We start from the raw sequence: 23403 nt of genomic DNA on the forward strand, positions 1-23403 counted from the left end.
TTCCGTTCTTCCACCATCACTCCTGGACCGAGCTACGCGCCGCATGAATACACCACGACGTTTTCGCTGGCCTCGCTATCTGATCGGGACGCTGCTCATCCTGGTGCTGGGCGCGCTCATCGCCGCCTGGTTCCTGCTGGCGGGTAGCCGCGCGCGCCTGGACGGCGAGGTGCGGGCCAACGCGATCAAGGCGCCGGTGACCATCACCCGCGACGCACTCGGCACGGTCACCCTGCAGGGCCAGAACCGTGACGACATCACTTACGCGCTGGGCTATGTGCAGGCCCAGGAGCGTTTCTTCCCGATGGACCTGATGCGCCGCCTGCCCGCCGGCGAGCTGTCCGAACTGGTGGGTGCCAAGGCGCTGGATACCGATATCAGCCATCGACGCCAGCGGCTGCGCAGCGTGGCACAGGCGGCCTACGCGGCGCTGCCGCCGGAGCAGAAGCACACGCTCGACCTCTATGCGCAAGGCGTCAATGCCGGCCTGTCCGACCTGCACGTGAAGCCCTGGGAATACCTGTTGCTCGATGCCAAGCCGCAGGCATGGCGACCGGAAGACACCTTCCTGGTGATCGCCGCGATGTACCTGGACCTCAATGGCGACGGCCGCAACGAACGCGAACTGCATATCGCCGAGCTGCGCTCGGCGTTGCCGGCGCCGGTGGCCGACTTCCTGCTGTCGCCCGATCCCGACTGGGAGGCACCGCTCGAGGGCGACCTTTCGCGTCCGCCGGTGATCCCCGATGTGACCGTGTTCGACCTGCGCAAGGGCCAGCCGGCCACGCCATCGAGCGCCGCGCTGACAGCCGCGTTGTTGCCGGCGCTGGACCAGCCGCGCCCAGGCAGCAACAGCTTTGCCGTGGCCGGCAGCCTGACCGAGAACGGCTCGGCCATCCTCGCCAACGACATGCACCTGGGCCTGCGCGTGCCCAACATCTGGTTCCGTGCACGACTGCGCTATCCCGACCCGGCGGCGCCGGGCGGTGAGCGCGACGCCAGCGGCGTCACCCTGCCCGGCACGCCGGCCCTGGTAGTGGGCTCCAATGGCCAGGTGGCCTGGGGCTTCACCAACAGCTACGGCGACTGGCTGGACTGGGTGCGCGTGCAGCGCGACCCCAACGATGCCACCCGCTACAAGGTGCCCGAAGGCTGGGCCACGGTGGAGACGCATGATGAGGAGATCCGCATCAAGGGCGCGCCCAGCCACCTGCTCAAGGTGGAGTCGACGCGCTGGGGCCCGATCATGGCCAAGGATACCGATGGCACGCCGCTCGCCCTGGCGTGGATCGGCAACCGTCCGCGCGGCTATAACCTGGGGGTGATGCAGCTCGAACACGCGCAGAGCGCGCATGCGGCGCTCGACCTCGCCGCGTCGATGGGCATGCCGCCGCAGAACCTGCTGGCCGCCGACAGCGCGGGCCACATCGGCTGGACCGTCACCGGCAACAGTATTCCGCTGCGCAAGGGTTTCGATCCCCAGGTGCCTGCCGACTGGTCCGCGCCGGACACCGGCTGGGTGGGTTGGTCCGATGAACGTCCACGCATCGAGGATCCCGCCGATGGCCGCCTGTGGACGGCCAACAACCGCACCGTCGATGGCGCCGGCCTCGAACTGTTGGGCAATGGTGGCCACGACCTGGGCGCACGCGCGCAGCAGATCCGCGACGACCTGCGCGCGCGCAGCAGCTTCACGCCCGGCAACCTGCTCGACGTGCAGCTGGACGATCGCGCCGTATTGCTCACCCGCTGGCAGCGCCTGCTGCAGGACACCCTCGCCGGCACCAGCGATCCGGAACTGGAACAGCTGCGCCAGCTCACCGCGAACTGGACCGCGCGCGCCGAGCCCGCCTCGGTGGATTACCGCCTGGTGCGACTGTTCCGCGACAAGGTGAAGGAAGACGTACTCGCACCGTTCGTGGCGCAGGTGAAGGCCAAGCACGACGACTTCAGCTGGCCTGGCATGATCGACGCCGAGGCCGCCGTGTGGGCGCTGCTGCGCGATCGCCCCGCCAACATGCTCGACCCCAAGTACGACAACTGGAGTGCGCTGCTCACCGCGGCCGCCCACCAGGTGGTTGACGAGCTGGGCAAGCAGCCGGGCGGGCTGGCTGCCCGCAACTGGGGCGAGGTCAATCGCACCGATATTCGCAGCCCGCTGTCGCGCGCCTTGCCGGGCTTCATGGGCAAGCTGCTGGACATGCCCGACGAGCCGGTGGCCGGTGACCACAACATGCCGCGCGTGGTGATGCCGGGCTTTGGTGCGTCCGAGCGCCTGGACGTGATGCCCGGCCAGGAATCGCAGAGCATCCTGCACATGCCCGGAGGCCAGAGCGACAACCCGCTGTCGCCCTACCACGGCGCCGGCCACGAGGATTGGGTGGTCGGCCGCCCCACCCCGCTGCTGCCGGGTCCCCCGCAGCACACGCTGACGCTCGTGCCCAGCGCATCCTGAGCCAGGCCGCGCGCGTTCGCACACGTCGAGCCAACGCGCGCTGCCCTAGGCTGGGCAACCTTCGCAGGGAATAGCCGCCATGACTTCCGCACAGGCCATGCCCGTGGTGTTCATCGGGCACGGCTCGCCGATGAATGCCATCGAGGACACACCGTTCCACGCCAGCTGGGCAGCGCTTGGCCACGCGCTGCCGCGACCACGCGCGGTGCTGTGCATCTCGGCGCACTGGGAAACGCGCGGCGTGTACCTCACCGGCGCCAGCCACCCTGAAACCATCCACGACTTCTACGGGTTTCCGCGCGAGCTGTTCGCCGTGCAGTATCCGGCCGCGGGCGATCCCGCACTGGCGCGCGAAGTATCGCGGCTGCTGGACGATCCGCACGTGCACATCGACGAGGGCCGCGGCTTTGACCACGGCATGTGGAGCGTGCTTCGCGTGATGTACCCCGAAGCCGAGGTACCGACCATCCAGCTGAGCCTGGACATTTCGCGCGATGGCTCGGCGCACTATGCGCTGGCCCGCAAGCTCGCGCCCCTGCGCGAGCAGGGCGTGCTGGTACTGGCCAGTGGCAATATCGTGCACAACCTGCAGCTGTTCCATTTCCACAGCCGCGAGCCGCTGCCATGGGCCCTGCGCTTTCGCGACCAGGCCAACGCGCTGATCAGGCAGCGCGAACATGCAGCGCTATGCAACTTCCATTTGCTGGGACCGGACGCCGAACTGGCGATCAACACGGCCGAGCACTATCTGCCCTTGCTGTACGCGCTTGCCCTGCAACGCGATGACGACGACATCCGCGTGTTCAACGATGAGGTGTTCAGCGCCATGTCGATGACTTCACTGGCCATCGGTTCGTCCCTTGCGCTGAAGAACGTTGCCGCATGAGTCCATGCACCGCGCCAGGTGGCGAGGTGCATGGCAGGCGGTTGCTCAGTGCGCCGCCTCGCTTCCCGGATGGGACACGAAGCGCGGCGGCGTCGGCTCGCTGGCGAACTGCCAGGCGCTGAGGTAGGCCAGCTTCAGGATCTTGGCCATCTTGGGATAGTCGATCTTGTCGGCCGTGTCGCTGGGGTGGTGGTAGTCGGGATGGAAGCCCGTGAACCACCAGAACGCCGGCACGTTGTGCAGCACGAACGGGAACTGGTCGGAGCGGAAGAACACGTTGAGCGCGTATTCGTGATCGAAGCGGTCGTCCAGCACCAGACCCACCTGCGCGTTCTGCTGCGCCACGGTGTGCTGGTAGTCGGGACTGTAGGCCGCACCGATCAGGTTGAGGCGATTGCTGGTATCCGCCGGTACGTCGATCAGGCCATCGGTCTGCGGGCTGGGCTTCTCGTCGCGACCGATCATGTCGAAGTTGATCATCGCCCGCGTGGTATCCAGCGGACGCAACGGATGAGCCGCCAGGTAGTAGGCGCCGAGCAGGCCACGCTCTTCCGCGGCGAACACAGCAAACAGGATCGAACGCTTGGGCTTGGCCGGGTTGGCCGCGAAGGCGCGCGCCAGCGTCACCACGCCCACCGTGCCTGAAGCGTTGTCGTCGGCACCGTGCCAGATCTTGCCGTCGCTCTCGCCGTCGTGATCGTGGTGCGCGCTGATGATCACCGTCTCGGGCGACAGCTTCGGATCGCTGCCTTCGACCAGGCCCACCACGTTCCAGGTGGTGGCTTCGCGACGCGAGCTGTTGTGCAGATGCAGGCTGATGGCGGTATCGGACAGGGCCATCGAATGCGTCTTCAGGTCCTTGTCGATCGCGCCCTGCAGGGCGGCTGGCGTCTGCCCGCTGCTGCCGAGCAGTTGGCTGGAGACGTCCGCGGAAATCACCATGCTGGGAATGTGCAGCGGACTGTCGGCCAGCGCCTGGGCGGGGATCGGGTTGGCCGCATGCTCGGCGTGGTGGCCGATGCGAGCGCGGATCTCCTGCGCCGAGGGATGGTTGTGCGAAGGCTCCGGCGCGACCAGCACCGCGACCGCGCCATGTTCCTGCGCGTTGAGCACCTTCACGTAGGTGGTGGCGTAGCGCGTGTTGCCGGTGCCGTTGAAGATCGAGGACGGATCCTTCTCCTGCGGCTCGTGGTCGAACACCAGCACCACCTTGCCCTTCACGTCGAGGCCGGCGTAATCGTCATAGCCGAGTTCCGGCGCGGTGATGCCGTAGCCGGCAAACACCACGGGTGCGGAGACGTCCTGGTCCTGCGGGAAGGCACCGGACACCTCGGGGTCCTTCCATTCCACGTCCTTGCCGCCGCGATGCAACGTGAGGCGCGTGGCTTGAGCATCCGGATGGAACTCGATCAGCGGCACCGCCTGCAGGTAGCTCGGACGACCCTGCGCATCGGTGGCCGCCGGCTTGAGGCCGGCCTTGGCGAACTCCGAGGCGATCCACTGCACAGCGACATCGTCGCCCGGCTGCAGCGACAGGCGACCCTGCAAGGCGTCGGAGGCGAGGAAGCCGATGTCGGCGCGCAGGTCCGTCTCGCGGATCTGCGCCAGGCCGGCCTGCTCGGAGGAAGGCACGGCAGCCATGGCGGCAGTGGACAGGGACGAGGCAAGCGCGAGGGTCAAGAACTTGCGGTGCATGGAATCTCCCTTGGGGACGGACTTCTGGACGTCCAGAAGCTGGGGAGGTCGAGCCTGCCACGTTGGCGCCGCCGGGGCAAACGCACTTGCCAGCGCGCCGCTTTCGCTGCAAGGTGCCCGCGCCGGCCCGGCTGGTGCCGATCACCGCTGTACCGAAGTTTGCACGACCACCCATCCGGTCAGGAGACAAGGTATATGGATCGTTCCCGTCCCGTCAGTCCGGCCCAGTTTGCGCTCGCGTTGAGCATGATCGCACTGGGCTGCCTCGGCTTTATCCACGGCGACGTCGCCCTGGTGTGGCAGCACATACCGTTCGAGCAACTTCCGGGACAACGCCTGATCGCCTATGCCTGCGCCGCCATCGAGCTGGCTGCCGGCGTGGGCTTGCTGATCCGCGGCTGGGCCCGCCACGCTTCCGCCCTGCTACTGGTGTTCATGCTGCTATGGGCGCTGCTGCTCAAGTTGCCGCCCTTGCTTATCGTGCCGACGATGGAAGCGACGTGGCTGGGCCTGGGCGAGATCACCGTGATCCTCGCCGGCAGCTGGCTGCTGTTTGCCGCGTGCTGGCACGACACGCCGCGGTTTCGCCCCCTGCATGGCGCCGCTGCCGTGCGCTGCGCCCGCGTGCTGTTCGCACTGTCGCTGCCCACCATCGGTCTCGCCCATTTCATCTACGGCCAACAGACCGCCTCACTCGTGCCGGCGTGGCTTCACTGGCCTCTGGGCTGGGCCTATCTCACCGGCGCCGGCAGCATCGCCGCCTGCCTGGGCGTGCTGCTTGGCATCTGGCCGCGGCTGGCCGCAATGCTCGAGGCGCTCATGCTTGGCGTCATCACCGTACTGGTTTGGATGCCCGCGATTGTCGCGACCCCGTCGGATCGCACGGCCTGGACCGCACTGGTAATTTCCGCCGCCATCGCCAGCGGAGCGTGGCTGGTGGCCGAATCGTATCGCGATCGCGCATGGCTGGCGGTGGGGCGCATTCCCGCCGCAGCGGTGGCCGGCTGACAGACGCTTCGAATGGCCGCCGCCAACGCAGAAGGGCCCCCCCAAGGGCGGCCCTTCCGTATCATCGCCCCACTGATCGCCTCACTGCCCTAGCGCCTGCGACAAGCCCGGCACGAATTCCTGACCATGCGGAACCTTGGCCGTGGACGCCTTCAGCGCATCGCCGATCGGTTCGACGCGACCACCCAGGCACTTGCCCAGGAACTGCTCGGCCACCGCGTTGAAGGCGATGTTGTTCTCCGGACGCGCAAAGCCATGCCCCTCGTCGGGGAACAGCACATAGGTGACCGGGATCTTCTTGGCGTCCATGGCCTTGACGATCTGGTCCGACTCAGCCTGGTTCACGCGCGGGTCGTTGGCACCCTGCCCGATCAGCAACGGCCGCTGGATCGCATCGGCCTTGAACAGCGGCGAGCGGTCATGCAGCAATTGCTGGCCGGCCGGCGTGGTCGGATCACCCACGCGCTTGTAGAACTGCTGCTTGAACGCCTCCCAGTACGGCGGGATGGTCTTGAACAGCGTGTTGAGGTTGGACGGCCCCACGATGTCCACGCCGCAGGCAAAGGTGCCGGGCGTGAAGGTCATGCCGACCAGCGTGGCGTAGCCACCGTATGAGCCGCCCATGATGGCGACCTTGTCCGGCTCGGTGATGTGGTTCTTCACCGCCCACTGCACGGCATCGATCAGGTCGTCGTGCATCTTGCCAGCCCACTGCAGGTCGCCGGCGGCGATGTACTTCTTGCCGAAGCCGGTGGAGCCGCGGTAGTTCACCGACAGCACGGCGTAGCCGCGATTGGCCAGCCACTGGTGGTAACTGTTGTAGCCGTAGTCGTCGCGCGCCCAGGGACCGCCGTGCACGAACAGCACCATCGGCAACGGCTGGTCGGGGCGTCCGGGGTGCGTCTTGTCGCTGCCGGCCGGCAAGGTGAGATAGGACACCTCGACCAGGCCATCACGGGTGTGGATCTCCTCCGGATACATCGGCGACAGCGTCACCTTCTCCAGTTCCGGCCGGTTGACGAACAGCTTGCTCAGCTTCTTCGCCTTGCGGTCGTACAGGTAGGTGGAGGCCGGCTCGCTGACCGGGTCCACCGTCACCGTCCACAGGTCGTCCGCGTCGGTGCGTGAACTCACGTCGATGTTGCCCTTGAGCTGCGACTGCAGGAAATCCAGGTCGCCCTTCACGGCCGGATCGATCACGTGCCACTCGCGCTTGAGGTACTGCGCCGCCCAGGCCTGGATGCGCCCCGTCTGCGGATCGGTCAGCACGCCGTCGATATCGGCCTTCGGATTCTGGGCCAGCACGGTGGTCTTGCCGCTGGCCACGTCCTGCGCCAGCAGCGCCGTGGTGTCGCGACCGCGCGAATCGAGCCAGTACAGCGTCTTGCCGTCGACGGTGAAGCCCGCCGGCGACGTGGTGAGCGAGTCTTCCAGCCCCGTGCTGCCGAACGGCTTGTCGTCCACCTTGCCGTTCTCGAAACGATAGAAGTCCGAGCCACCATCGGGCCGCGACTTCAGCGCAAGGCGAAGATCGAGGTTGTCGTCGGCCAGGAAGCCTGCGTAGTCGCCCTTGTTCTCGTAGACCTCGGTGAGCTTGCCGTCCTTGAGGTTGAGGCTGTAGACATCGTGCCAGCGTGGATCGCGGTTGTTCACCCCGATCAGGATGCGGTCCTTGATATGCACGCTGCTGCCGATCAGCTGCACGCGGGTCTTCTGGAACGGCGTCAGCGCCTGCGACTTGCCGCCGTTGAGATCCACCTTGTACAGCAGGAAATTCTCGTCGCCGCCCTTGTCGTTGATGTACAGGACAGAGGACGAATCCGGTGCCCAGAAGTAACTGCGGATGGGGCGCGTCTTCTCGTCGGTCAGCACGCGTGCCTTGGACAGGTCACCCACCGGCGCCACCCAGACATTCAACACGCCATTACTCGGCGCGATCCAGCCCAGCCACTTGCCATCGGGACTCAGGCGTCCCGCCACCCGGCTGGGATTGCCGAACAGCGCACTGCGATCGATCAACGGGACCTTCGTTGCAACGGACGTATCAGCCCAGGCCTGGGCGGCCAGGCAGGAAGCGGCGACGGCCGCGGCCAGCAAAAGCTTGCGCATGCATGATCTCCTTGACGTGCGTGGGGACGAATCACTCCTTCGGATACGGCATCAGCTTCTTCAACAACGACATCGGCGCCATGCAACCAGGCAGCGCCATGGCGTCAAGCCAGCATGCGATCGCAGATGGCCTGGTACAGCAGGGGCAACTTCTCCAGGTCCGCCACCGCCACGCATTCATCCACCTTGTGGATGGTGGCGTTGACCGGCCCCAGCTCCACCACGTCGGCACCCAGCGGCGCAATGAAGCGACCATCGGAGGTACCGCCGCCGGTGCTTTCCTCCGGCGTGATCCCGCACAGGTCGCGGCAGACCGAGACGACGGCCTCGCGCAGCGCACCGCTCGGCGACGTGAGGAAAGGCTCGCCTGACAACGACCACACGATGTCCCAGTCGAGCCCATGGCGATCGAGGATGGCCTCGGCGCGCTGGCGCAGGCTCGCGGCGGTGCTGGCCGTGCTGTAGCGGAAATTGATCAGCGCGGTCAGCGCGCCGGGGATCACGTTGTTGGCGCCGGTACCCGCGTTGAGGTTGGACACCTGGAACGAGGTCGGCGGAAAATCGAGGTTGCCCTCGTCCCAGCGTTCGGCCGCCAGCTCCGCCAGCGCGGGCGCGAAGGCATGGATGGGGTTCTTGGCCTTCTCGGGATAGGCCACATGGCCCTGCACGCCGCGCACGGTGAGCGTGCCCGACAGCGAACCGCGACGGCCCACGCGGATAAGATCGCCCAGGCGCTCCTTCGACGAAGGCTCGCCCACCACGCACCAGTCGATGCGCTCGCCGATGGCGCGGAAATGCTCCGCAACGCGGCGCACGCCGTCGAGGTTGTCCGGACCCTCCTCGTCACTGGTCAGCAGCAGTCCGACGCGACCGCGATGGTCCGGATGGGCCCTGACAAACGCCTCGAGCGCCACCACCATGGCGGCCACCGACCCCTTCATGTCGGCCGTACCGCGGCCGTATAGATGGCCATGTCGCACCACCGGCTCGAAGGGGTCGCTTTGCCAGCTCTCCAGCGGACCGGTGGGCACCACATCCGTATGCCCCAGGAACACCAGCAGCGGCCCACCCTGCCCATGCGTGGCCCACAGGTTCTCCACCTCGCCAAAGCGCAGCTGCTCCACCGCAAACCCGACGGCCTCGAGCCGACCGGCAATCAAGGCCTGGCAGCCCGCGTCGTCCGGGGTTGTGGAACGCCGCCGGATCAAATCACAGGTGAGTTCGAAAACGGTAGACATGGGAATCCTCACAAATTGACTTGTGCCTGCGCCCGGACACGGCGCCTTCAACCCACCAGCGCCGTGCCCAGCACGTGGCCCACCAGATAGGTGACCCCGGCGGCGGCCACGGTGATGGCCAGCTGGCGCGCGATCGAGAACAACATGCTGCGCCCGGTGAACAGCGCCGTGCCCATGCCGATCAGCACCAGTCCCACGATGGTGGAAAGAATGCTGGTCATGAACGCGTCATGCCCCTTGAACAGCAGGTAGGGCACCACCGGAAATGCCGCGCCTGCCGCAAAGAGGCAGAACGACGAAATGGCCGCACCGTAGGCCGAACCGCCCAGTTCCTCCGGGTCGATGCCCAGGTCCTCGCGCACCAGCGTATCGAGCGCGGTGCGGGGGCGCTCGGAAATCTGTTCGGCCAGTGCCTCGGCAGTCCCCGGCGCCATGCCCTTCTCGCGATAGATGCCGGCCAGGCTCTGTGTGCCGTCCTCGGGCGCCACGGCCAGGCGCTCCGCGCGCGCCGCGATCTGTGCCTGGTAGAACTCGCGCGAGCTGTTCACCGACAACCACTCGCCCAGCGCCATCGAGCACGCGCCCGCCACCAGCCCGGCAAAACCGGCCAGCAGGATGGCGTGGTCACCGGTGGCGGCACCGGCCATGCCCATCACCAGGCTGCCGTTGGATACGAGGCCGTCGTTGGCCCCAAGCACCGCGGCGCGCAGGGTATTGCCGCTTTGCGTGCGGTGGCGTCCGCTGCGCGTGGTGGGCGCATGCGGTTCGAGGAAATGATCGCGGTGTCCGCTGCGATCCACCGGCGTGGGCAGATGGTCGGCATGCTCCAGCCGCACCACCGTCGGCATCACGAACTCGGTGCCAAAACGACGGGCGAACCAGGTCAGCACGCGAACACGGGTACCGGTGCGCACGGGCGGTACCGCCGCGCCCAGCTGGGTGAGCCGCTCCTCCCAGAACGCCGCATTGGCACGCTCACCATCGGCGATGCGCCGGTAGGCGCGACTCAGCCGTGCATCGGCGGCAAGCGCGGCCAGGTTGTCGTACAGCGCTGCGTTGTCGCGCTCGATGCGCAGGTTGCCGCGGTACCGGCGTATGCGTCGGTCCGTCATGTCGCCTCCGGATGCATCATTCATCCAGCTCGCCCTCGCGCTGGCCCAGGCAGACCAGCGCGACGAGCAACACCACTACGAAACGGAATGCGCTTTCCAGGCCATTCCACTGGGTGGACATCCACATGCCGAACCACTCCCCGCCGATGGCGATGAAGCCGCCCAGCCACAGCATCAGTCCGACGGTCAGGCCCAGCACGCTCATGCGCTTGGCGCGATGGAACGCGGCACCGCTGCCCGCACGCGCCCGCCACAGGCGCCACGCACCCAGCCAGCACAGCAGCGCCGCCAGCGTTTCCGTGGCGATGATCAGCGCATAGGCCACGTGCTGCAGCCATGGCGAGCTGATGGCACGGTAATGGATGCCGGCACCCGGGAAGATCGTGTCCATGGCCAGCACGTGCTGCACGAACGGCCAGTTGCTGCCGTAGTCGGTGAGGTTGCCGAAGGCCACCAGGGAAACCCACAACGCGATGGCCGCCATCAGCAGGATCCGTGACAGACGCATCAGCATGGCGTGTGCGGCCTCAGCGCCCGAACAACTTCTTGAAACCGTTGTCGGTGAAGCCGACGCTGACCGAGCCATCCTCCTTGAGCACCACCGGGCGACGTACCAGCGCGGGATACTCCTTCAGCAACAGCGTCCACTCCGGGTCGCTGCCGGGGTTCTTGCGCTGCGGAAGCAGGTTGCGCCAGGTGGTGGACGACTTGTTGACCAGCTTCTCCCAGCCACCCAGCTGCTGTGCCCACTCCTTCAGCGTGGTTGCCGGCACCGGGTTGGCGCGGTAATCCACGAAGCCGTACGGCACGTCGAAACGGTCCAGCCAGTTGCGCGCCTTGCGGCAGGTATCGCAGGTGGTGAGGCCGTACAGGGTAAGGCTCATTCGGCGCTCCGCAACAGCTCGTTGATGCCGGTCTTGCTGCGCGTCTTCTCGTCCACCTGCTTGACGATGATGGCTGCGTACAAGCTGTGCGTGCCGTCCTTCGACGGAAGGCTGCCAGCCACCACCACGCTGCCCGCCGGCACGCGGCCGTAGCTGACTTCGCCGGGCGCGCGGTTGTAGATGCGGGTGGACTGGCCCAGGAACACGCCCATGCCGATCACGCTGCCCTTCTCCACGATCCCGCCCTCGACCACTTCCGAGCGCGCGCCGATGAAGCAGTTGTCCTCGATGATGGTGGGATTGGCCTGCAACGGCTCCAGCACGCCGCCAATGCCCACGCCGCCGGACAGGTGCACGTTCGCGCCGATCTGCGCGCACGAGCCCACCGTGGCCCAGGTATCGACCATGGTGCCCTGTCCCACGTAGGCGCCAATGTTCACGTAGCTGGGCATCAGCACGGCATCCTTCGCCACGTAGGCGCCGCGGCGCACCAGCGCACCCGGCACCACGCGGGCGCCAAGCCCCTGCAGTTCGGCATCGTTGCCATGGGCGAAGCGCAGCGGCACCTTGTCGAAAGCCAGCGCCGGGCCACCATCCACCACGCGGTTGCCGTTGAGGCGGAAATACAGCAGCACCGCCTTCTTGATCCACTGGTTCACCGTCCAGCCGCCCTTGCCGTCCGGCTCGGCCACGCGGCGCTCGCCGCTCTCCAGCAGGCCGATCACCTGCTCCACGGCGGGGCGCAGATGGGTCTCGATCTCACCCTGGGTGAGGTCGTTGCGGCGCTCGAAGGCGTCTTCGATCAGGGTTTCGATGTTCTGCATGGCATTCACTGCGATAGGGATCATGGGAGCGCAGCGGCGAAAGGCCTGCCACGCGAAGGGACGCCTGATTCTGACAAGATTCGCGCGCGCCCGCGAGTCGGACGGGCGCGGGCTGCCGCCAGGCGGCGCCCGCCCCGATGCCGCTTACAGGCCTACGTTGATGCCGAACATCGGGCCCTTGTAGAGGTCATGGCTGCCGGCGCCGTCGAATTCGGTGCGCATGTGGCGGTAGCCGCCGAACACCGAGACGCTGCGGCCGAGGCGCACGCGCAGCTGCGCGGCGTAGTCGTAGCCATGCCCCATGTCGCCGTTGGTCAGCGCGCTGGGCGTGTAGAAGCCGTAGCCACCAATGGACAACCAGCGGATACCGGTGGGCACGTCCACCGAACCGCCCAGCCCCACCCCGCCGCCCGAGGCGTAACGCGCATCCTGGTACTGGTAGCGCGCGCCGATCTCCCAGTGGATGTCACGCGAGGCAGGCACCACCATCAACGCGGCGGAGTAGATGTCCGCGTCGCCACGACGGTCGTCGGTCTTGAGGTAGCCCAGGTCCGCGCGCAGGCCCGTGGTAAGCGGCACGCCAAAATCGATGCCCACCGAGCCATCACCGCCTGATGCGGTAACCGAGGTGGCGAAAACGGGGGCACAGGAGAGCAGGCCCGCCAGCAGGGCGAGCGAGAGCTTGCAGTTCTTCATACAGCCAATGGTTCCTATGAAACGATGCGGGCCCGCGACGATGGGGATGTATTCATCGCGGGACGGGCATTAGAACCGCTGCATGCACGACTGCCAAGTTATTGCGGTCAAGCCTGGGCGCGCTTGGCCGGTCCCAACTGGTCCAGCAGCGCGCGCAGCAGCACGTCCTGCTGCGCATGCCCCAGCGGCGCGTCGTGGCGATCGGTGATCAGGAAGAAATCCTCCACGCGCTCGCCGAACGTGGCGATGCGCGCATCGTGCACGCGCACCGCCGCCGTCACCATCGCCTGCGCCACCGCGGCCAGCAGCCCGGGGCGGTCGCTGCATACCAGGGCGAGCCGCGTGCGGCCGCCCACCGCGCTAAAGGAGATCTTCGGCGCCGCCTGGAAATGCTTGAGATGGCGCGACATGCTGCGCCGCGACGGCTGGTGCTGGTGGCCCGGCTGGGACAAGGCGCGGTGCAGGCGCTGCTTCAGCTCTTCCGCGCGCTCGGTCGAAGCCGGCTGTTGCGATTCCGACTCCAGCAGCAGGAAGGTATCCAGCGCCATGCCCGTCGACGAACTGAGGATCCGCGCCTCCATCACCGAGAAATGCAGGCGGTCGAGCATGATCGCCACGGCGGCGAACAGGCCGTCGCGATCGGGCGTATAGACGAACAACTCGGTGGTGCCACGCACCGAATGGGGATGCACCGCCACCAGCGGCGTGACGCCCTTCGCCTGCAGGATGGCCGCCGTCTGCCAGGCGATCTGCTCCGGGCGATGCCGCAGGAAGCTCTGCTCGGGAAAACCGCGCCAGACACGGGTGCAGGCTTCGGCGTCATGGCCTTCCTGGCGCAGCAGCTCCAGCGCCTGCTCGCGACAGCCACGCACGCGCGCGGCAGCATCGGACGGCAATTCGTCCTCGCTGCGCAGGGCGTAGCGCGTGGCCGTATAGAGGTCCGCCAGCAGGCGATCCTTCCAGCCGTTCCACAGCTTGGGGCTGGTGCCGATGATGTCGGCAATGGTCAGCAGGTACAGCAGGTCGAGCCGCTCGGCGTTGCCCACCTGCTCGGCAAAGCGCTGCACCACGTCCGGATCGGTGATGTCCTGGCGCTGCGCCGTCGTGCTCATCAGCAGGTGCCAGCGCACCAGCCATGCCACCAGCTGCGTGTCTTCCTCGGGCAGGCCGAGCCGGTGGCCGAAGGCCAGCGCCTCATCCTCGCCGAGCACGGAATGGTCGCCGCCGCGTCCCTTGGCAATGTCGTGGAACAAGGCGGCGAGCAGCAGGATCTCGGGCTTGGGCAGGCTGGGCCAGATCTCGCAGGCTATCGGGAATTCCGCAGCCGCCGCTGGGTCGGCAAAGCGCGCCACGTTGCGCAATACGCGCAGCGTGTGTTCGTCCACGGTGTAGACATGGAACAGGTCGTACTGCATGCGGCCGAACACCTTGCCGAAGGCCGGCAGGATCGCCGCCAGCAGGCCGTGCCGGTTCATGCGCCACATGGCTTCCACCGCCGGTGCGCCGAGCTTCAGCAGGCGCAGAAAGGCCGCGAGCACCTCCGCGTCGTCCGCCAGCGAGCGTTCCAGCACCGCGGTGGCCTGGTGGATGCGGCGCATGGTGTCGGCGGTGAACCCCACGATGCCCGGCTCGCCGAGTCGCACGATGAAGGCTTCCACCAGCGCCGCGGGACGACGCATGAACAGGTCAGGATCGCGCACGGCCAGGCGCTTGCCGTAACGCACGAAATCCTCGCCCACCGGCTGCGGCGCGCTGGGCGGTTCCAGCATTTCCTCGAAGCGCTCGGCGATCTGCACACCCAGCCGCTCCACCTGGCTGGCCGCGCGGTAATAGCCCTGCATGAACTGTTCGACGCCGAGGTTCTTTTCGTGCTCGTCCTGGAAACCCAGCCGCGCGGCGAGCGCACGCTGGTAGTCGAACAACAGCCGCTCCTCCGCGCGCCCCGCCTCCAGGTGCAGCGCGAAGCGGTAGCGGCGCAAGGTGGCCTCGGACTGTTCCAGCGTGTCCTTCTCGGCCGGATCGAGCAGGCCCTCGGCCACCATGTCGTCGAAGTCATCGGCGTGCGCAAGACGACGCCCCAGCCAGCGCAACGCGTCGAGCGTGCGCAACCCGCCCGGGCCGTCCTTGAGATTCGGCTCAAGGTTGTAGGCGGTATCGTTGTAACGCGCGTGGCGCGCGTCGCGCTCACCCAGGCGCGCGGCCAGGTAGGCCGCCGGCGGCCACAGCGCGGGATCGTCGATGATCGCGTTGAGCCCCGCCTCCATCGCCGGATCGCCGACCAGCCGGCGTGCATCGAGCAGGCTGGTGAACACGCTGGCGTCCCGCGCGGCGAGCGCGCGGCATTGCGCGAGATCGCGCACGGCGTGCCCCACCTTCAGGCCGATATCCCACAGCGTGGCGAAGCACTGCTCCAGCGCCCGCAGACGCGCCGGCTCGGACGGACCGACCAGGGCCAGCAGGTCCACGTCGGAATGGGGAAACAGCAGGCCGCGACCAAAGCCGCCCACCGCGAACAGTGCAGCGTCACTCACCTCGCCCAGGCAGGCCGTCCATACATGCACCACGATGCGCTGTACGGATTCGCTGCGGCGATGGGCCAGCGGGGTCGCATCGGCGCCATCGCGGAAAGCCGTGGCCAGCGCGCGGTCCACGTCGCCGAGCAACTGGCGCAACGCCCGCCGCGCATCCTCCGACACGCCCGAACGCGGCACCGCCGCGGGCAGGCGTGGCAGCGGGGGCAGCACGATGGGAGCGACGGTCATGGGTGGCAGTGACGCATGTGGCGATGCAGCAAGTCTGCCACGAGGGAACGGCTGGTGCAGGCCCGATGGTGGACGGGCGCCAGATTGCCCTCTCACTCCGGCCCCATCCCCCGCGCGGAGAGGGCGCAAAAGAAAAGGGCCGCCGAGGCAGCCCTTTTCACAACACGATCAAATCCAGATCACGCCGCATCCGGCCAGGGCGTCAGGATCTCGAACCCGTCGTCCGTCACCGCGATGGTATGCTCCCACTGTGCCGACAGCGAATGGTCCTTGGTGACCACGGTCCAGCCGTCCGGCAGCTGCTTGGTCTGCGGCTTGCCGGCATTGATCATCGGCTCCACCGTGAAGGTCATGCCCTTCTTCAGCTCCAGCCCGGTACCCGGCCGGCCGTAGTGCAGCACCTGCGGCTCGTCGTGATAGACCTTGCCGATGCCGTGGCCGCAGTACTCGCGCACCACCGAGAAGCCCGCCGCCTCGGCGTGCTTCTGGATGGCGGCACCGATGTCGCCCAGGGTGGCGCCGGGGCGCACCGCCTCGATGCCACGCATCATCGACTCGTAGGTGGTGTCCACCAGGCGCCGCGCCAGCACCGAGGGGGTGCCGACGAAGTACATGCGGCTGGTGTCGCCATGCCAGCCATCCCTGATCACGGTGACATCGAGATTGATGATGTCGCCGTCCTTGAGCACCTTGGCGGGGCTCGGGATGCCGTGGCAGATCACGTGATTGACCGAGGTGCACAGCGTCTTGGGAAAGCCGTTGTAGCCCACGTTGGCGGGAATGGCCTTCTGCACCTTGGTGATGTGCTCGTAGGCCAGCCTGTCCAGGTCCTCGGTGGTGACACCGGGCTTGACGTGCTCCTTGAGCATGGCCAGCACTTCAGCGGCCAGCTTGCCGGCCTCGCGCATGGCCTGGATGTCTTCGGGGGTTTTGAGGGTGACTGCCATAGTTCTACTCACATGGCGGCAATTGCCCAAATATCCAGCAACTTGCCGCGCTGCCGGCGTACCGGCTACAATTTCCAAGTTTTGCTGACCCGACGTGTCCGATTCCATCGGCGCGGGCGGTAGTCGCAAAGCGGGGGAGATTGTAACCGCGTTGCGGTACAAACCCCACAAGTCCTTGATTGGACAACCAAACGCCACACACGCATCGGCACCGCCTTCGGGGTGCCTCGGCCAGCCCTCCACATCATAACGGGCTGACGGGGTCGAAGCCGGGGATGCGTGGAGGTCCCAACCCCCGGGCTCCAACCCATCACACATGGGCGGCCCAACAAATCGGAGTTTCACCATGGCTCAAGTCACCATGCGCCAGATGCTCGAAGCTGGCGTGCATTTCGGTCACCAGACCCGTTACTGGAACCCGAAGATGGCCCCGTACATCTTCGGTGCTCGCGGCAAGATCCACATCATCAACCTCGAGAAGACCCTGCCGCTGTTCACCGACGCGATGAACTTCCTGTCGGCGATCGCGCAGAAGCGCGGCACCGTGCTGTTCGTCGGCACCAAGCGCTCCGCCCGCGAGCCGCTGGCCGAGGAAGCCGCACGCGCCGGCATGCCGTTCGTCACCGCCCGCTGGCTCGGCGGCATGCTGACCAACTTCCGCACCGTCAAGCAGTCCGTGGCTCGCCTGAAGGAGCTGGAAGCGGCCGAGACCGACGGCAGCTTCGACCGCCTGGTCAAGCACGAAGTGCTGGCCCGTCGCCGTGAGCGCGACAAGCTCGAGAACTCGCTGGGCGGCATCAAGGACATGAACCGTCTGCCCGACGCGCTGTTCATCATCGACATCGGTCATGAAGACATCGCCGTGCAGGAAGCCAAGAAGCTCGGCATCCCGGTCATCGCCGTGGTCGACACCAACTACAACCCGGAACTGGTCGACTACGCCATCCCGGGCAACGACGACGCCATCCGCGCCATCCAGCTGTACGCCCGCGCTGCCGCTGACGCCATCCTCGAAGGCAAGGCCGCCGCTCCGGCTGCCGCCCAGGGCGACGCCAACGAATTCGTCGAGCTCGACGAAGAAGGCAACCCGGTCGTCAAGGAAGAGCGCAAGGCCGCTCCGCGCCGTGACGACCGCAACAACCGCGGCCCGGCCAAGAAGGGCGCCGGCGCGCCGCGTGGCGACCGTGGTGGCCGCGGCCGTCGCAACGAAGAGTCGGACGGCGAGTAAGCCTTCCCTGCCCCGGCCCGCAAGGGTCGGGGCGCATTAAAGTTTTTGAGGACTCCAGATGACTGCCATTACCGCAAAACTGGTTAGCGAACTGCGCGAGCGCTCCGGCGCCGGCATGATGGATTGCAAGAAGGCGCTGGTCGAGAACAACGGCGACATCGAAGCCGCTGTCGAATACCTGCGCAAGACCGGCCTGGCCAAGGCCGACAAGAAGGCCGACCGCGTCGCCGCCGAAGGCCGCATCGCCACCGCCCAGGCCAATGGCCAGGCCGTGCTGGTCGAAGTGAACAGCGAGACCGACTTCGTCGCCAAGGCGCCGAACTTCATCCAGTTCACCAATGACGTGGCCGAGGCCGTGCTGGCTTCCGGCGCCGCCGACATCGACGCCGCCAAGGCCGCTGCCTTCCCGGGCGCCGACAACGTCGAGTCCGCCGCCAAGGCCCAGACCGCCACCATCGGCGAGAAGATCGAAGTGCGCCGCGTGGCTCGCATCGCCAACGACGGCCCGCTGGCCACCTATTCGCACGGCGGCAAGATCGGCGTGATCGTGGCCCTCAAGGGCGGCTCGGAAGAGCTGGCCAAGGGCATCGCCATGCACGTGGCGGCCATGAACCCGCCGCACATCAAGCCGGAAGACGTCCCGGCCGAGTTCATCGCGAAGGAAAAGGAAATCGCGCTGAGCCAGATGACCGAGAAGGACAAGGCCAAGCCGGCCGACATCCTGGAAAAGATCATCTCCGGCAAGATCAACAAGATCGTCTCGGAAGTGACCCTGGTTGGCCAGCCGTACGTGCTGGATACCAACACCACCGTGGGCGAAGTCCTGAAGAAGGAAGGCGCCGACGTCGTGGCCGTGGTTCGCCTGGCCGTGGGCGAAGGCATCGAGAAGGTGCAGGAAGACTACCTGGCCGAAGTGGCCAAGGCGATGCAGGGCTAAGATCCGGCTGCCGCAGTACCCCCGAAAAGCCGCGGACCTCCGCGGCTTTTCTTTTTATGAAAGCCCCCACTCCCCCTCCGCCCCATCCCGGACGGACGGTTTCCTGCACCCCCACGCCGGCGCAAGCCCGCGGCAGGCCTGGACTTTCTCCTTCCCCGACGGAACGAAACCCTTACCGGTTCGAGACGCTGTCGTTACAATGCGCGCGTTTTGCCCCACACAATCCGGAGACCCCATGAGCGCACCGCTTAAATACCGTCGCCTCCTGCTCAAACTCTCCGGTGAAGCCCTGATGGGCGAGGCCGATTACGGCATCGACCCCAAGGTGATCGGCCGCCTGGCCGACGAAATCATCGAAGTGCAGAAGGCCGGCATCCAGATCGGCGTGGTCATCGGCGGCGGAAACATCTTCCGCGGCGCCGGCCTGGCAGCGGCCGGCATGGACCGCGTGACCGGCGACCACATGGGCATGCTGGCGACCGTCATGAACGCCCTGGCCATGCAGGACGCCATCGAGCGCCGCGGCGGCTTCGCCCGCGTGATGAGCGCGATCCAGATCCACGACGTGGCCGAGGATTTCATCCGCCGCCGCGCCATCCGCCACATCGAGAAGGGCCGCATCGTGCTGTTCGCGGCCGGCACCGGCAACCCGTTCTTCACCACCGACTCGGCCGCCGCGCTGCGTGCGGTGGAAGTAGGCGCCGACCTGCTGCTCAAGGCCACCAAGGTCGATGGCGTGTACACCGCCGACCCGGCACGCCATGCCGACGCCACGCGCTATGACACGCTCACCTACGACCAGGTGATCGAGCGCAAGCTCGCCGTGATGGACACCGCCGCCATCGCCCTGTGCCGCGACCACGGCATGCCGCTGCGCATCTACGACATGACCGTCGCCGGCAACCTCATGCGCATCATGCGCGGCGAAGAAGTCGGTACGCTCGTCTCGGAAAACTGAGCTCGCGCTGAGCTTGACTGGTGATTTGACTGCGGCCCTTCGTGGGCCGCTTTTTTTTGGGGGATCGGCGGATGGGTAGCGGGGGTGCCAAGACCCACTGTCGCGAGCCGGCTACAAGACGATGATACCCAACGGCGGCGGTGCCCTTTGTCGCAGCATTCGACCTCACTTCTGCTCGCCGCTCTGGGCGCCCCCACTACCCATCTTCAACCCTCCATCCCCCGGCCCCAACGCCTCTCAGCCCCCTGCTATACTCGTCGGCTTGCACGGTTTGAGGGGTGTTTCCCATGCTTAACGACATCAAGAACGATGCCCAGACCCGCATGGGCAAGAGCATCGACTCGCTCAGGCACAGCCTGACCCGCCTGCGCACCGGTCGCGCCAGCACCGCGCTGGTGGACGGCATCAAGGTGCCGTACTACGGCTCGGACATGCCGCTGAACCAGGTGGCCACGGTGGCACTGGGCGACTCGCGCTCCATCATCATCACCCCGTTCGAGAAGAGCCTGGTCGCTCCGATCGAAAAGGCCATCATGGCTTCGGACATCGGCATCACGCCGAACACCGCCGGCACCACCATCCGCCTCAACATGCCGCCGCTCACCGAGGAGCGCCGCCGCGAGTTGGCCAAGCACGTGGCCCATGAAGGCGAGGAAGCCAAGATCGCCATCCGCAACGTGCGTCGCGATGCCATGCAGCAGGTCAAGGATCTGCTCAAGGAAAAGCTCATCACCGAAGACGACGAGCGCCGCGCCGAAGACGAAATCCAGAAGCTCACCGACCGTTTCGTCAAGGACGTCGACGGCGTGGTGAAGCAGAAGGAAGAGGAGCTGATGGCGCTCTGAGGCGCCATCACGCCCTGCGGCATGGCCAGCGCCGATACCGCGCGGATCCCGCGCCACATCGCCATCGTGATGGATGGCAACGGCCGCTGGGCGAAACTCCGCCACCGGCCGCGAACCTTCGGTCATAACGCCGGCCGCAAGGCCGTGCGCGACGTGGTCGAGGGTTGCCTGCGCGAGGGCGTCAGGGTACTCACCCTGTTCGCGTTCTCCAGTGAGAACTGGCAGCGTCCGCAGGACGAAGTCGGCGCCTTGATGGAACTGTTCGTCCGCGCGCTCGACAAGGAAGTGGACGAACTGCACGGCAACGGCGTGCGCATCCGCTTCGTGGGCGACCTGGCCTCGTTCGAACCCAGCCTGCGTCAGCGCATGATGGGTGCGATGTCACGCACGGCCGGCAACGATGGCCTGCACCTCAACATCGCGGTGAGCTATGGCGGCCGCTGGGATATCGTGCAGGCCGCACGCAAAGCGGCCGAGGCGGTGGTCCGCGGCGAAATCCGTGCCGAAGAGATCGACGAACAGCTGCTGGGCCACTGGATGTGCCTGGCCGAGCTGCCTCCGCTGGACCTGTTCATCCGCACCGGCGGCGAATGCCGCGTCAGCAATTTCCTGCTGTGGCAGCTGGCCTACGCGGAACTGCACTTTACCGATACCCTGTGGCCCGACTTCGACCAGGCTTGCCTGAAGAGCGCCATCGAAGATTACGCACGCCGCGAACGCCGTTTCGGCAAGACCGGCGAACAGGTCGCCCGAAAGGCCTGACCGTCGCCCACCCGGCTCACCAAGGATCCGCATGCTGCTTCAGCGAACCCTCACCGCCCTGCTCCTCGCTCCGTTGGTGATCGGGTTGATCCTGCTCGCGCCGACCTGGCTGTTCGCGCCGATCGTCGCCCTCGCCTTCCTCGCCGCGATGTGGGAATGGACCCGGCTGTCCGGGCTCAAGGCCTATCCGCCGCGTGGTGCGCTGCTGGCCTTTACCGCCGCGCTGTTCGTGCTGTGCTGGCTGTCGCGCGGCACGCCGTGGTGGCCGGCCCTGATCGGCGCGGGCGTGGCCTGGTGGATCGTGGTGGGCCAGTGGCTGCGCCACTTCGCCTTTGGCGCCGCCCCCACCCGTGAAAATCGCCTGATGAAACTGGGCGCGGGCCTGCTGGTGATCGTGCCGGCCTGGGTCGCGGTGGTGTCCATCCACGGCTCGGGTGAATACGGCCACTGGTGGACCCTGCTCGCCCTGTTCATCGTGTGGGCCGCCGACATCGGAGCCTATTTCAGCGGCAGCACCTTCGGCGGCCGCAAGCTGGCCCCCACCATCAGCCCCGGCAAGACCTGGGCCGGCGTGTACGGCGCCTTTGCCGCCGGCGCGGCCGTGGCCGTGGGCGGCGGCCTGCTGATGGGCGTGGGCGGCGGCAAGCTGGTCGGCCTGCTGGTGCTGTCCCTGCTGACCGTGGTGGCTTCGATCGTCGGCGACCTGCTGGAAAGCCTGATGAAGCGCCATGCAGCGGTGAAGGACTCCGGCAACCTGTTTCCCGGACACGGCGGCATGCTCGACCGCCTGGACAGCGTGTTCGCGGCCCTGCCGGTGTTCGCCGCCGGCAAACTGCTGCTGGGCCTGTGAACATGAGTGCGCAGCGCCAGGTCGCGGTGTTCGGTGCCACCGGCTCCATCGGTGGCAGCACGTTGGACGTGATCGCGCGCCATCCGCAGCGCTTCCGCGCCAGCGTGCTCACCGCGCACGGCAACGTCGCCGCGCTGGCCGAGTTGTGCATCCGTTTCCGCCCCGACCTTGCCGTCATCGCAGACCCCGCCCTGGAAGGCGAACTGGCTCGACGCCTGGCCGCGGCCGGCGTCCACTGCGAGGTGGCCGCGGGGCATGACGCCCTGACCGCCGCCGCATCGGGCCACCTGTGCGACACCGTGGTCGCCGCCATCGTCGGCGCCGCCGGGCTGGACTCCACCCTGGCCGCCGCCCGCAGCGGCAAGCGCCTGCTGCTGGCCAACAAGGAATCCATCGTCATGGCCGGCCCCCTGCTGCTGCAGGCGCTGGCCGAAGGTGGCGGTGAACTGATTCCGATCGACTCCGAACACAACGCCATCTTCCAGTGCCTGCCCGGCGGCCGCCCCAACCTGGACGCCAGTGGCGTGCGACGGCTGATCCTGACCGCCTCGGGTGGCCCGTTCCGCGGACGCAGCCGGGCCGACCTCGCCGGCGTCACGCCCGAGCAGGCGTGCAAGCACCCGAACTGGGTGATGGGCCGCAAGATCTCGGTCGACTCCGCCACCCTGATGAACAAGGGCCTGGAGGTCATCGAGGCGCATCACCTGTTCGGCGCCTCGCCCGATCGCATCGACGTGCTGGTACATCCGCAGAGCCTGGTGCATTCGCTGGTGGAATACGTGGACGGATCGGTGCTGGCCCAGCTCGGCAACCCCGACATGCGCACGGCGATCGCCCATGCGCTGGCCTGGCCGCAGCGCATCGAGGCAGGCGTGACGCCACTGGATCTCGCCGCTTCGGCACCACTGGCCTTCCAGCAGCCGGACCTGTCCACCTTCCGCTGCCTTGCGCTGGCGTTCCAGGCCTTGCGTGCCGGTGGCGACGCGCCCGCCATCCTCAATGCCGCCAACGAGGTGGCCGTGGAGGCCTTCCTGGCAGGCGGGCTTCCCTTCCTCGGCATCGCTGATCTCGTCGAAAGCGTTCTTACGGAACTGCCGGCGCAAGCTGTGGTCGATGTCCAGACCCTGAATGAACGTGACGGCATGGCCCGCCAGGCTGCCCGGCGCATTCTTCGCAACGCCTGCTGACAAGCCTGTTAAGCTCTCCT

20 protein-coding genes are annotated in these 23403 nt (G+C 67.1%); 10 read left to right on the forward strand and 10 right to left on the reverse strand.

The annotated features are described in order from the left end of the window. Positions 1–43 precede the first annotated feature (43 nt). On the forward strand, positions 44–2455 hold the full coding sequence (locus tag DVU99_RS08440) for a penicillin acylase family protein (protein ID WP_114239788.1): 2412 nt from the start codon (positions 44–46) through the stop codon (positions 2453–2455). Between the two features lie 79 nt (positions 2456–2534). After that, a complete protein-coding gene (gene ygiD / locus DVU99_RS08445; RefSeq protein ID WP_114239789.1) occupies positions 2535–3341 on the forward strand; it encodes a 4,5-DOPA dioxygenase extradiol in 807 nt (268 codons plus the stop codon). 45 nt (positions 3342–3386) lie between these two features. Here ygiD and DVU99_RS08450 read toward each other — a convergent pair whose 3' ends face one another. After that, complete coding sequence (locus tag DVU99_RS08450) at positions 3387–5036, reverse strand: M20/M25/M40 family metallo-hydrolase (protein WP_114239790.1); 1650 nt, start codon at positions 5034–5036, stop codon at positions 3387–3389. Between the two features lie 195 nt (positions 5037–5231). On the opposite strand from DVU99_RS08450, the gene DVU99_RS08455 reads away from it, so the two are divergent. Further along, on the forward strand, positions 5232–6044 hold the full coding sequence (locus tag DVU99_RS08455) for a DoxX family membrane protein (protein WP_114239791.1): 813 nt from the start codon (positions 5232–5234) through the stop codon (positions 6042–6044). A gap of 81 nt (positions 6045–6125) precedes the next feature. On the opposite strand, the gene DVU99_RS08460 is transcribed toward DVU99_RS08455, so the two are convergent. The 9 genes from DVU99_RS08460 to map form a co-directional block, all read right to left on the reverse strand. Beyond that, on the reverse strand, positions 6126–8153 hold the full coding sequence (locus DVU99_RS08460; protein WP_114239792.1) for a S9 family peptidase: 2028 nt from the start codon (positions 8151–8153) through the stop codon (positions 6126–6128). A gap of 104 nt (positions 8154–8257) precedes the next feature. Further along, entirely contained in the window at positions 8258–9391 is a 1134-nt protein-coding gene (gene dapE / locus DVU99_RS08465) for a succinyl-diaminopimelate desuccinylase (RefSeq protein WP_114239793.1), read from the reverse strand. A 47-nt stretch (positions 9392–9438) separates the two neighbouring features. Continuing rightward, on the reverse strand, positions 9439–10503 hold the full coding sequence (locus DVU99_RS08470; RefSeq protein WP_114239794.1) for a VIT1/CCC1 transporter family protein: 1065 nt from the start codon (positions 10501–10503) through the stop codon (positions 9439–9441). A 16-nt stretch (positions 10504–10519) separates the two neighbouring features. Then, positions 10520–11017 (reverse strand): DUF2165 family protein, encoded by a 498-nt coding sequence (locus DVU99_RS08475; RefSeq protein ID WP_114239795.1) that lies wholly within the window; start codon positions 11015–11017, stop codon positions 10520–10522. Between the two features lie 13 nt (positions 11018–11030). Further along, entirely contained in the window at positions 11031–11387 is a 357-nt protein-coding gene (locus DVU99_RS08480) for a Spx/MgsR family RNA polymerase-binding regulatory protein (protein WP_114239796.1), read from the reverse strand. Next, positions 11384–12211 (reverse strand): 2,3,4,5-tetrahydropyridine-2,6-dicarboxylate N-succinyltransferase, encoded by an 828-nt coding sequence (gene dapD, locus DVU99_RS08485; RefSeq protein ID WP_114239983.1) that lies wholly within the window; start codon positions 12209–12211, stop codon positions 11384–11386. Before dapD ends, DVU99_RS08480 begins: the two co-directional genes overlap by 4 nt. Positions 12212–12355: 144 nt before the next feature. Continuing rightward, a complete protein-coding gene (locus DVU99_RS08490; RefSeq protein ID WP_114239797.1) occupies positions 12356–12907 on the reverse strand; it encodes a YfaZ family outer membrane protein in 552 nt (183 codons plus the stop codon). Positions 12908–13014: 107 nt separating this feature from the next. Continuing rightward, a complete protein-coding gene (gene glnD / locus DVU99_RS08495; RefSeq protein WP_114239798.1) occupies positions 13015–15669 on the reverse strand; it encodes a [protein-PII] uridylyltransferase in 2655 nt (884 codons plus the stop codon). 179 nt (positions 15670–15848) lie between these two features. Continuing rightward, a complete protein-coding gene (gene map, locus DVU99_RS08500; RefSeq protein ID WP_114239799.1) occupies positions 15849–16616 on the reverse strand; it encodes a type I methionyl aminopeptidase in 768 nt (255 codons plus the stop codon). A gap of 346 nt (positions 16617–16962) precedes the next feature. On the opposite strand from map, the gene rpsB reads away from it, so the two are divergent. From rpsB to DVU99_RS08535, 7 genes are all read left to right on the forward strand, one after another. Continuing rightward, positions 16963–17844 (forward strand): 30S ribosomal protein S2, encoded by an 882-nt coding sequence (gene rpsB / locus DVU99_RS08505; protein ID WP_114239800.1) that lies wholly within the window; start codon positions 16963–16965, stop codon positions 17842–17844. 58 nt (positions 17845–17902) lie between these two features. Beyond that, complete coding sequence (gene tsf / locus DVU99_RS08510) at positions 17903–18781, forward strand: translation elongation factor Ts (RefSeq protein ID WP_114239801.1); 879 nt, start codon at positions 17903–17905, stop codon at positions 18779–18781. A 235-nt stretch (positions 18782–19016) separates the two neighbouring features. Further along, positions 19017–19739, forward strand: a complete 723-nt coding sequence (gene pyrH / locus DVU99_RS08515; RefSeq protein WP_114239802.1) for a UMP kinase — start codon at positions 19017–19019, stop codon at positions 19737–19739. A gap of 287 nt (positions 19740–20026) precedes the next feature. Then, positions 20027–20584, forward strand: a complete 558-nt coding sequence (frr, locus tag DVU99_RS08520; protein ID WP_114239803.1) for a ribosome recycling factor — start codon at positions 20027–20029, stop codon at positions 20582–20584. 21 nt (positions 20585–20605) lie between these two features. Continuing rightward, positions 20606–21346, forward strand: coding sequence for a polyprenyl diphosphate synthase (uppS, locus tag DVU99_RS08525; RefSeq protein ID WP_114239804.1), 741 nt, complete (start codon positions 20606–20608; stop codon positions 21344–21346). Positions 21347–21377: 31 nt separating this feature from the next. After that, a complete protein-coding gene (locus tag DVU99_RS08530; RefSeq protein ID WP_114239805.1) occupies positions 21378–22196 on the forward strand; it encodes a phosphatidate cytidylyltransferase in 819 nt (272 codons plus the stop codon). Between the two features lie 2 nt (positions 22197–22198). After that, positions 22199–23383, forward strand: coding sequence for a 1-deoxy-D-xylulose-5-phosphate reductoisomerase (locus DVU99_RS08535; protein WP_114239806.1), 1185 nt, complete (start codon positions 22199–22201; stop codon positions 23381–23383). The last annotated feature ends 20 nt before the right edge of the window (positions 23384–23403 follow it).

The organism is Dyella sp. C9 (assembly GCF_003332825.1).
Lineage (GTDB): Bacteria > Pseudomonadota > Gammaproteobacteria > Xanthomonadales > Rhodanobacteraceae > Dyella.

Coding starts and splice junctions, on each gene's coding strand:
- DVU99_RS08455 (WP_114239791.1), top strand. CDS start 5,232: ATGGATCGTTCCCGTCCCGTCAGTCCGGCCCAGTTTGCGCTCGCGTTG.
- dapE (WP_114239793.1), bottom strand. CDS start 9,391: ATGTCTACCGTTTTCGAACTCACCTGTGATTTGATCCGGCGGCGTTCC.
- DVU99_RS08440 (WP_114239788.1), top strand. CDS start 44: ATGAATACACCACGACGTTTTCGCTGGCCTCGCTATCTGATCGGGACG.
- ygiD (WP_114239789.1), top strand. CDS start 2,535: ATGACTTCCGCACAGGCCATGCCCGTGGTGTTCATCGGGCACGGCTCG.
- rpsB (WP_114239800.1), top strand. CDS start 16,963: ATGGCTCAAGTCACCATGCGCCAGATGCTCGAAGCTGGCGTGCATTTC.
- DVU99_RS08490 (WP_114239797.1), bottom strand. CDS start 12,907: ATGAAGAACTGCAAGCTCTCGCTCGCCCTGCTGGCGGGCCTGCTCTCC.
- DVU99_RS08450 (WP_114239790.1), bottom strand. CDS start 5,036: ATGCACCGCAAGTTCTTGACCCTCGCGCTTGCCTCGTCCCTGTCCACT.
- DVU99_RS08535 (WP_114239806.1), top strand. CDS start 22,199: ATGAGTGCGCAGCGCCAGGTCGCGGTGTTCGGTGCCACCGGCTCCATC.
- pyrH (WP_114239802.1), top strand. CDS start 19,017: ATGAGCGCACCGCTTAAATACCGTCGCCTCCTGCTCAAACTCTCCGGT.
- tsf (WP_114239801.1), top strand. CDS start 17,903: ATGACTGCCATTACCGCAAAACTGGTTAGCGAACTGCGCGAGCGCTCC.
- DVU99_RS08460 (WP_114239792.1), bottom strand. CDS start 8,153: ATGCGCAAGCTTTTGCTGGCCGCGGCCGTCGCCGCTTCCTGCCTGGCC.
- DVU99_RS08480 (WP_114239796.1), bottom strand. CDS start 11,387: ATGAGCCTTACCCTGTACGGCCTCACCACCTGCGATACCTGCCGCAAG.
- frr (WP_114239803.1), top strand. CDS start 20,027: ATGCTTAACGACATCAAGAACGATGCCCAGACCCGCATGGGCAAGAGC.
- DVU99_RS08475 (WP_114239795.1), bottom strand. CDS start 11,017: ATGCTGATGCGTCTGTCACGGATCCTGCTGATGGCGGCCATCGCGTTG.
- DVU99_RS08470 (WP_114239794.1), bottom strand. CDS start 10,503: ATGACGGACCGACGCATACGCCGGTACCGCGGCAACCTGCGCATCGAG.
- uppS (WP_114239804.1), top strand. CDS start 20,606: ATGGCCAGCGCCGATACCGCGCGGATCCCGCGCCACATCGCCATCGTG.
- glnD (WP_114239798.1), bottom strand. CDS start 15,669: ATGACCGTCGCTCCCATCGTGCTGCCCCCGCTGCCACGCCTGCCCGCG.
- dapD (WP_114239983.1), bottom strand. CDS start 12,211: ATGCAGAACATCGAAACCCTGATCGAAGACGCCTTCGAGCGCCGCAAC.
- DVU99_RS08530 (WP_114239805.1), top strand. CDS start 21,378: ATGCTGCTTCAGCGAACCCTCACCGCCCTGCTCCTCGCTCCGTTGGTG.
- map (WP_114239799.1), bottom strand. CDS start 16,616: ATGGCAGTCACCCTCAAAACCCCCGAAGACATCCAGGCCATGCGCGAG.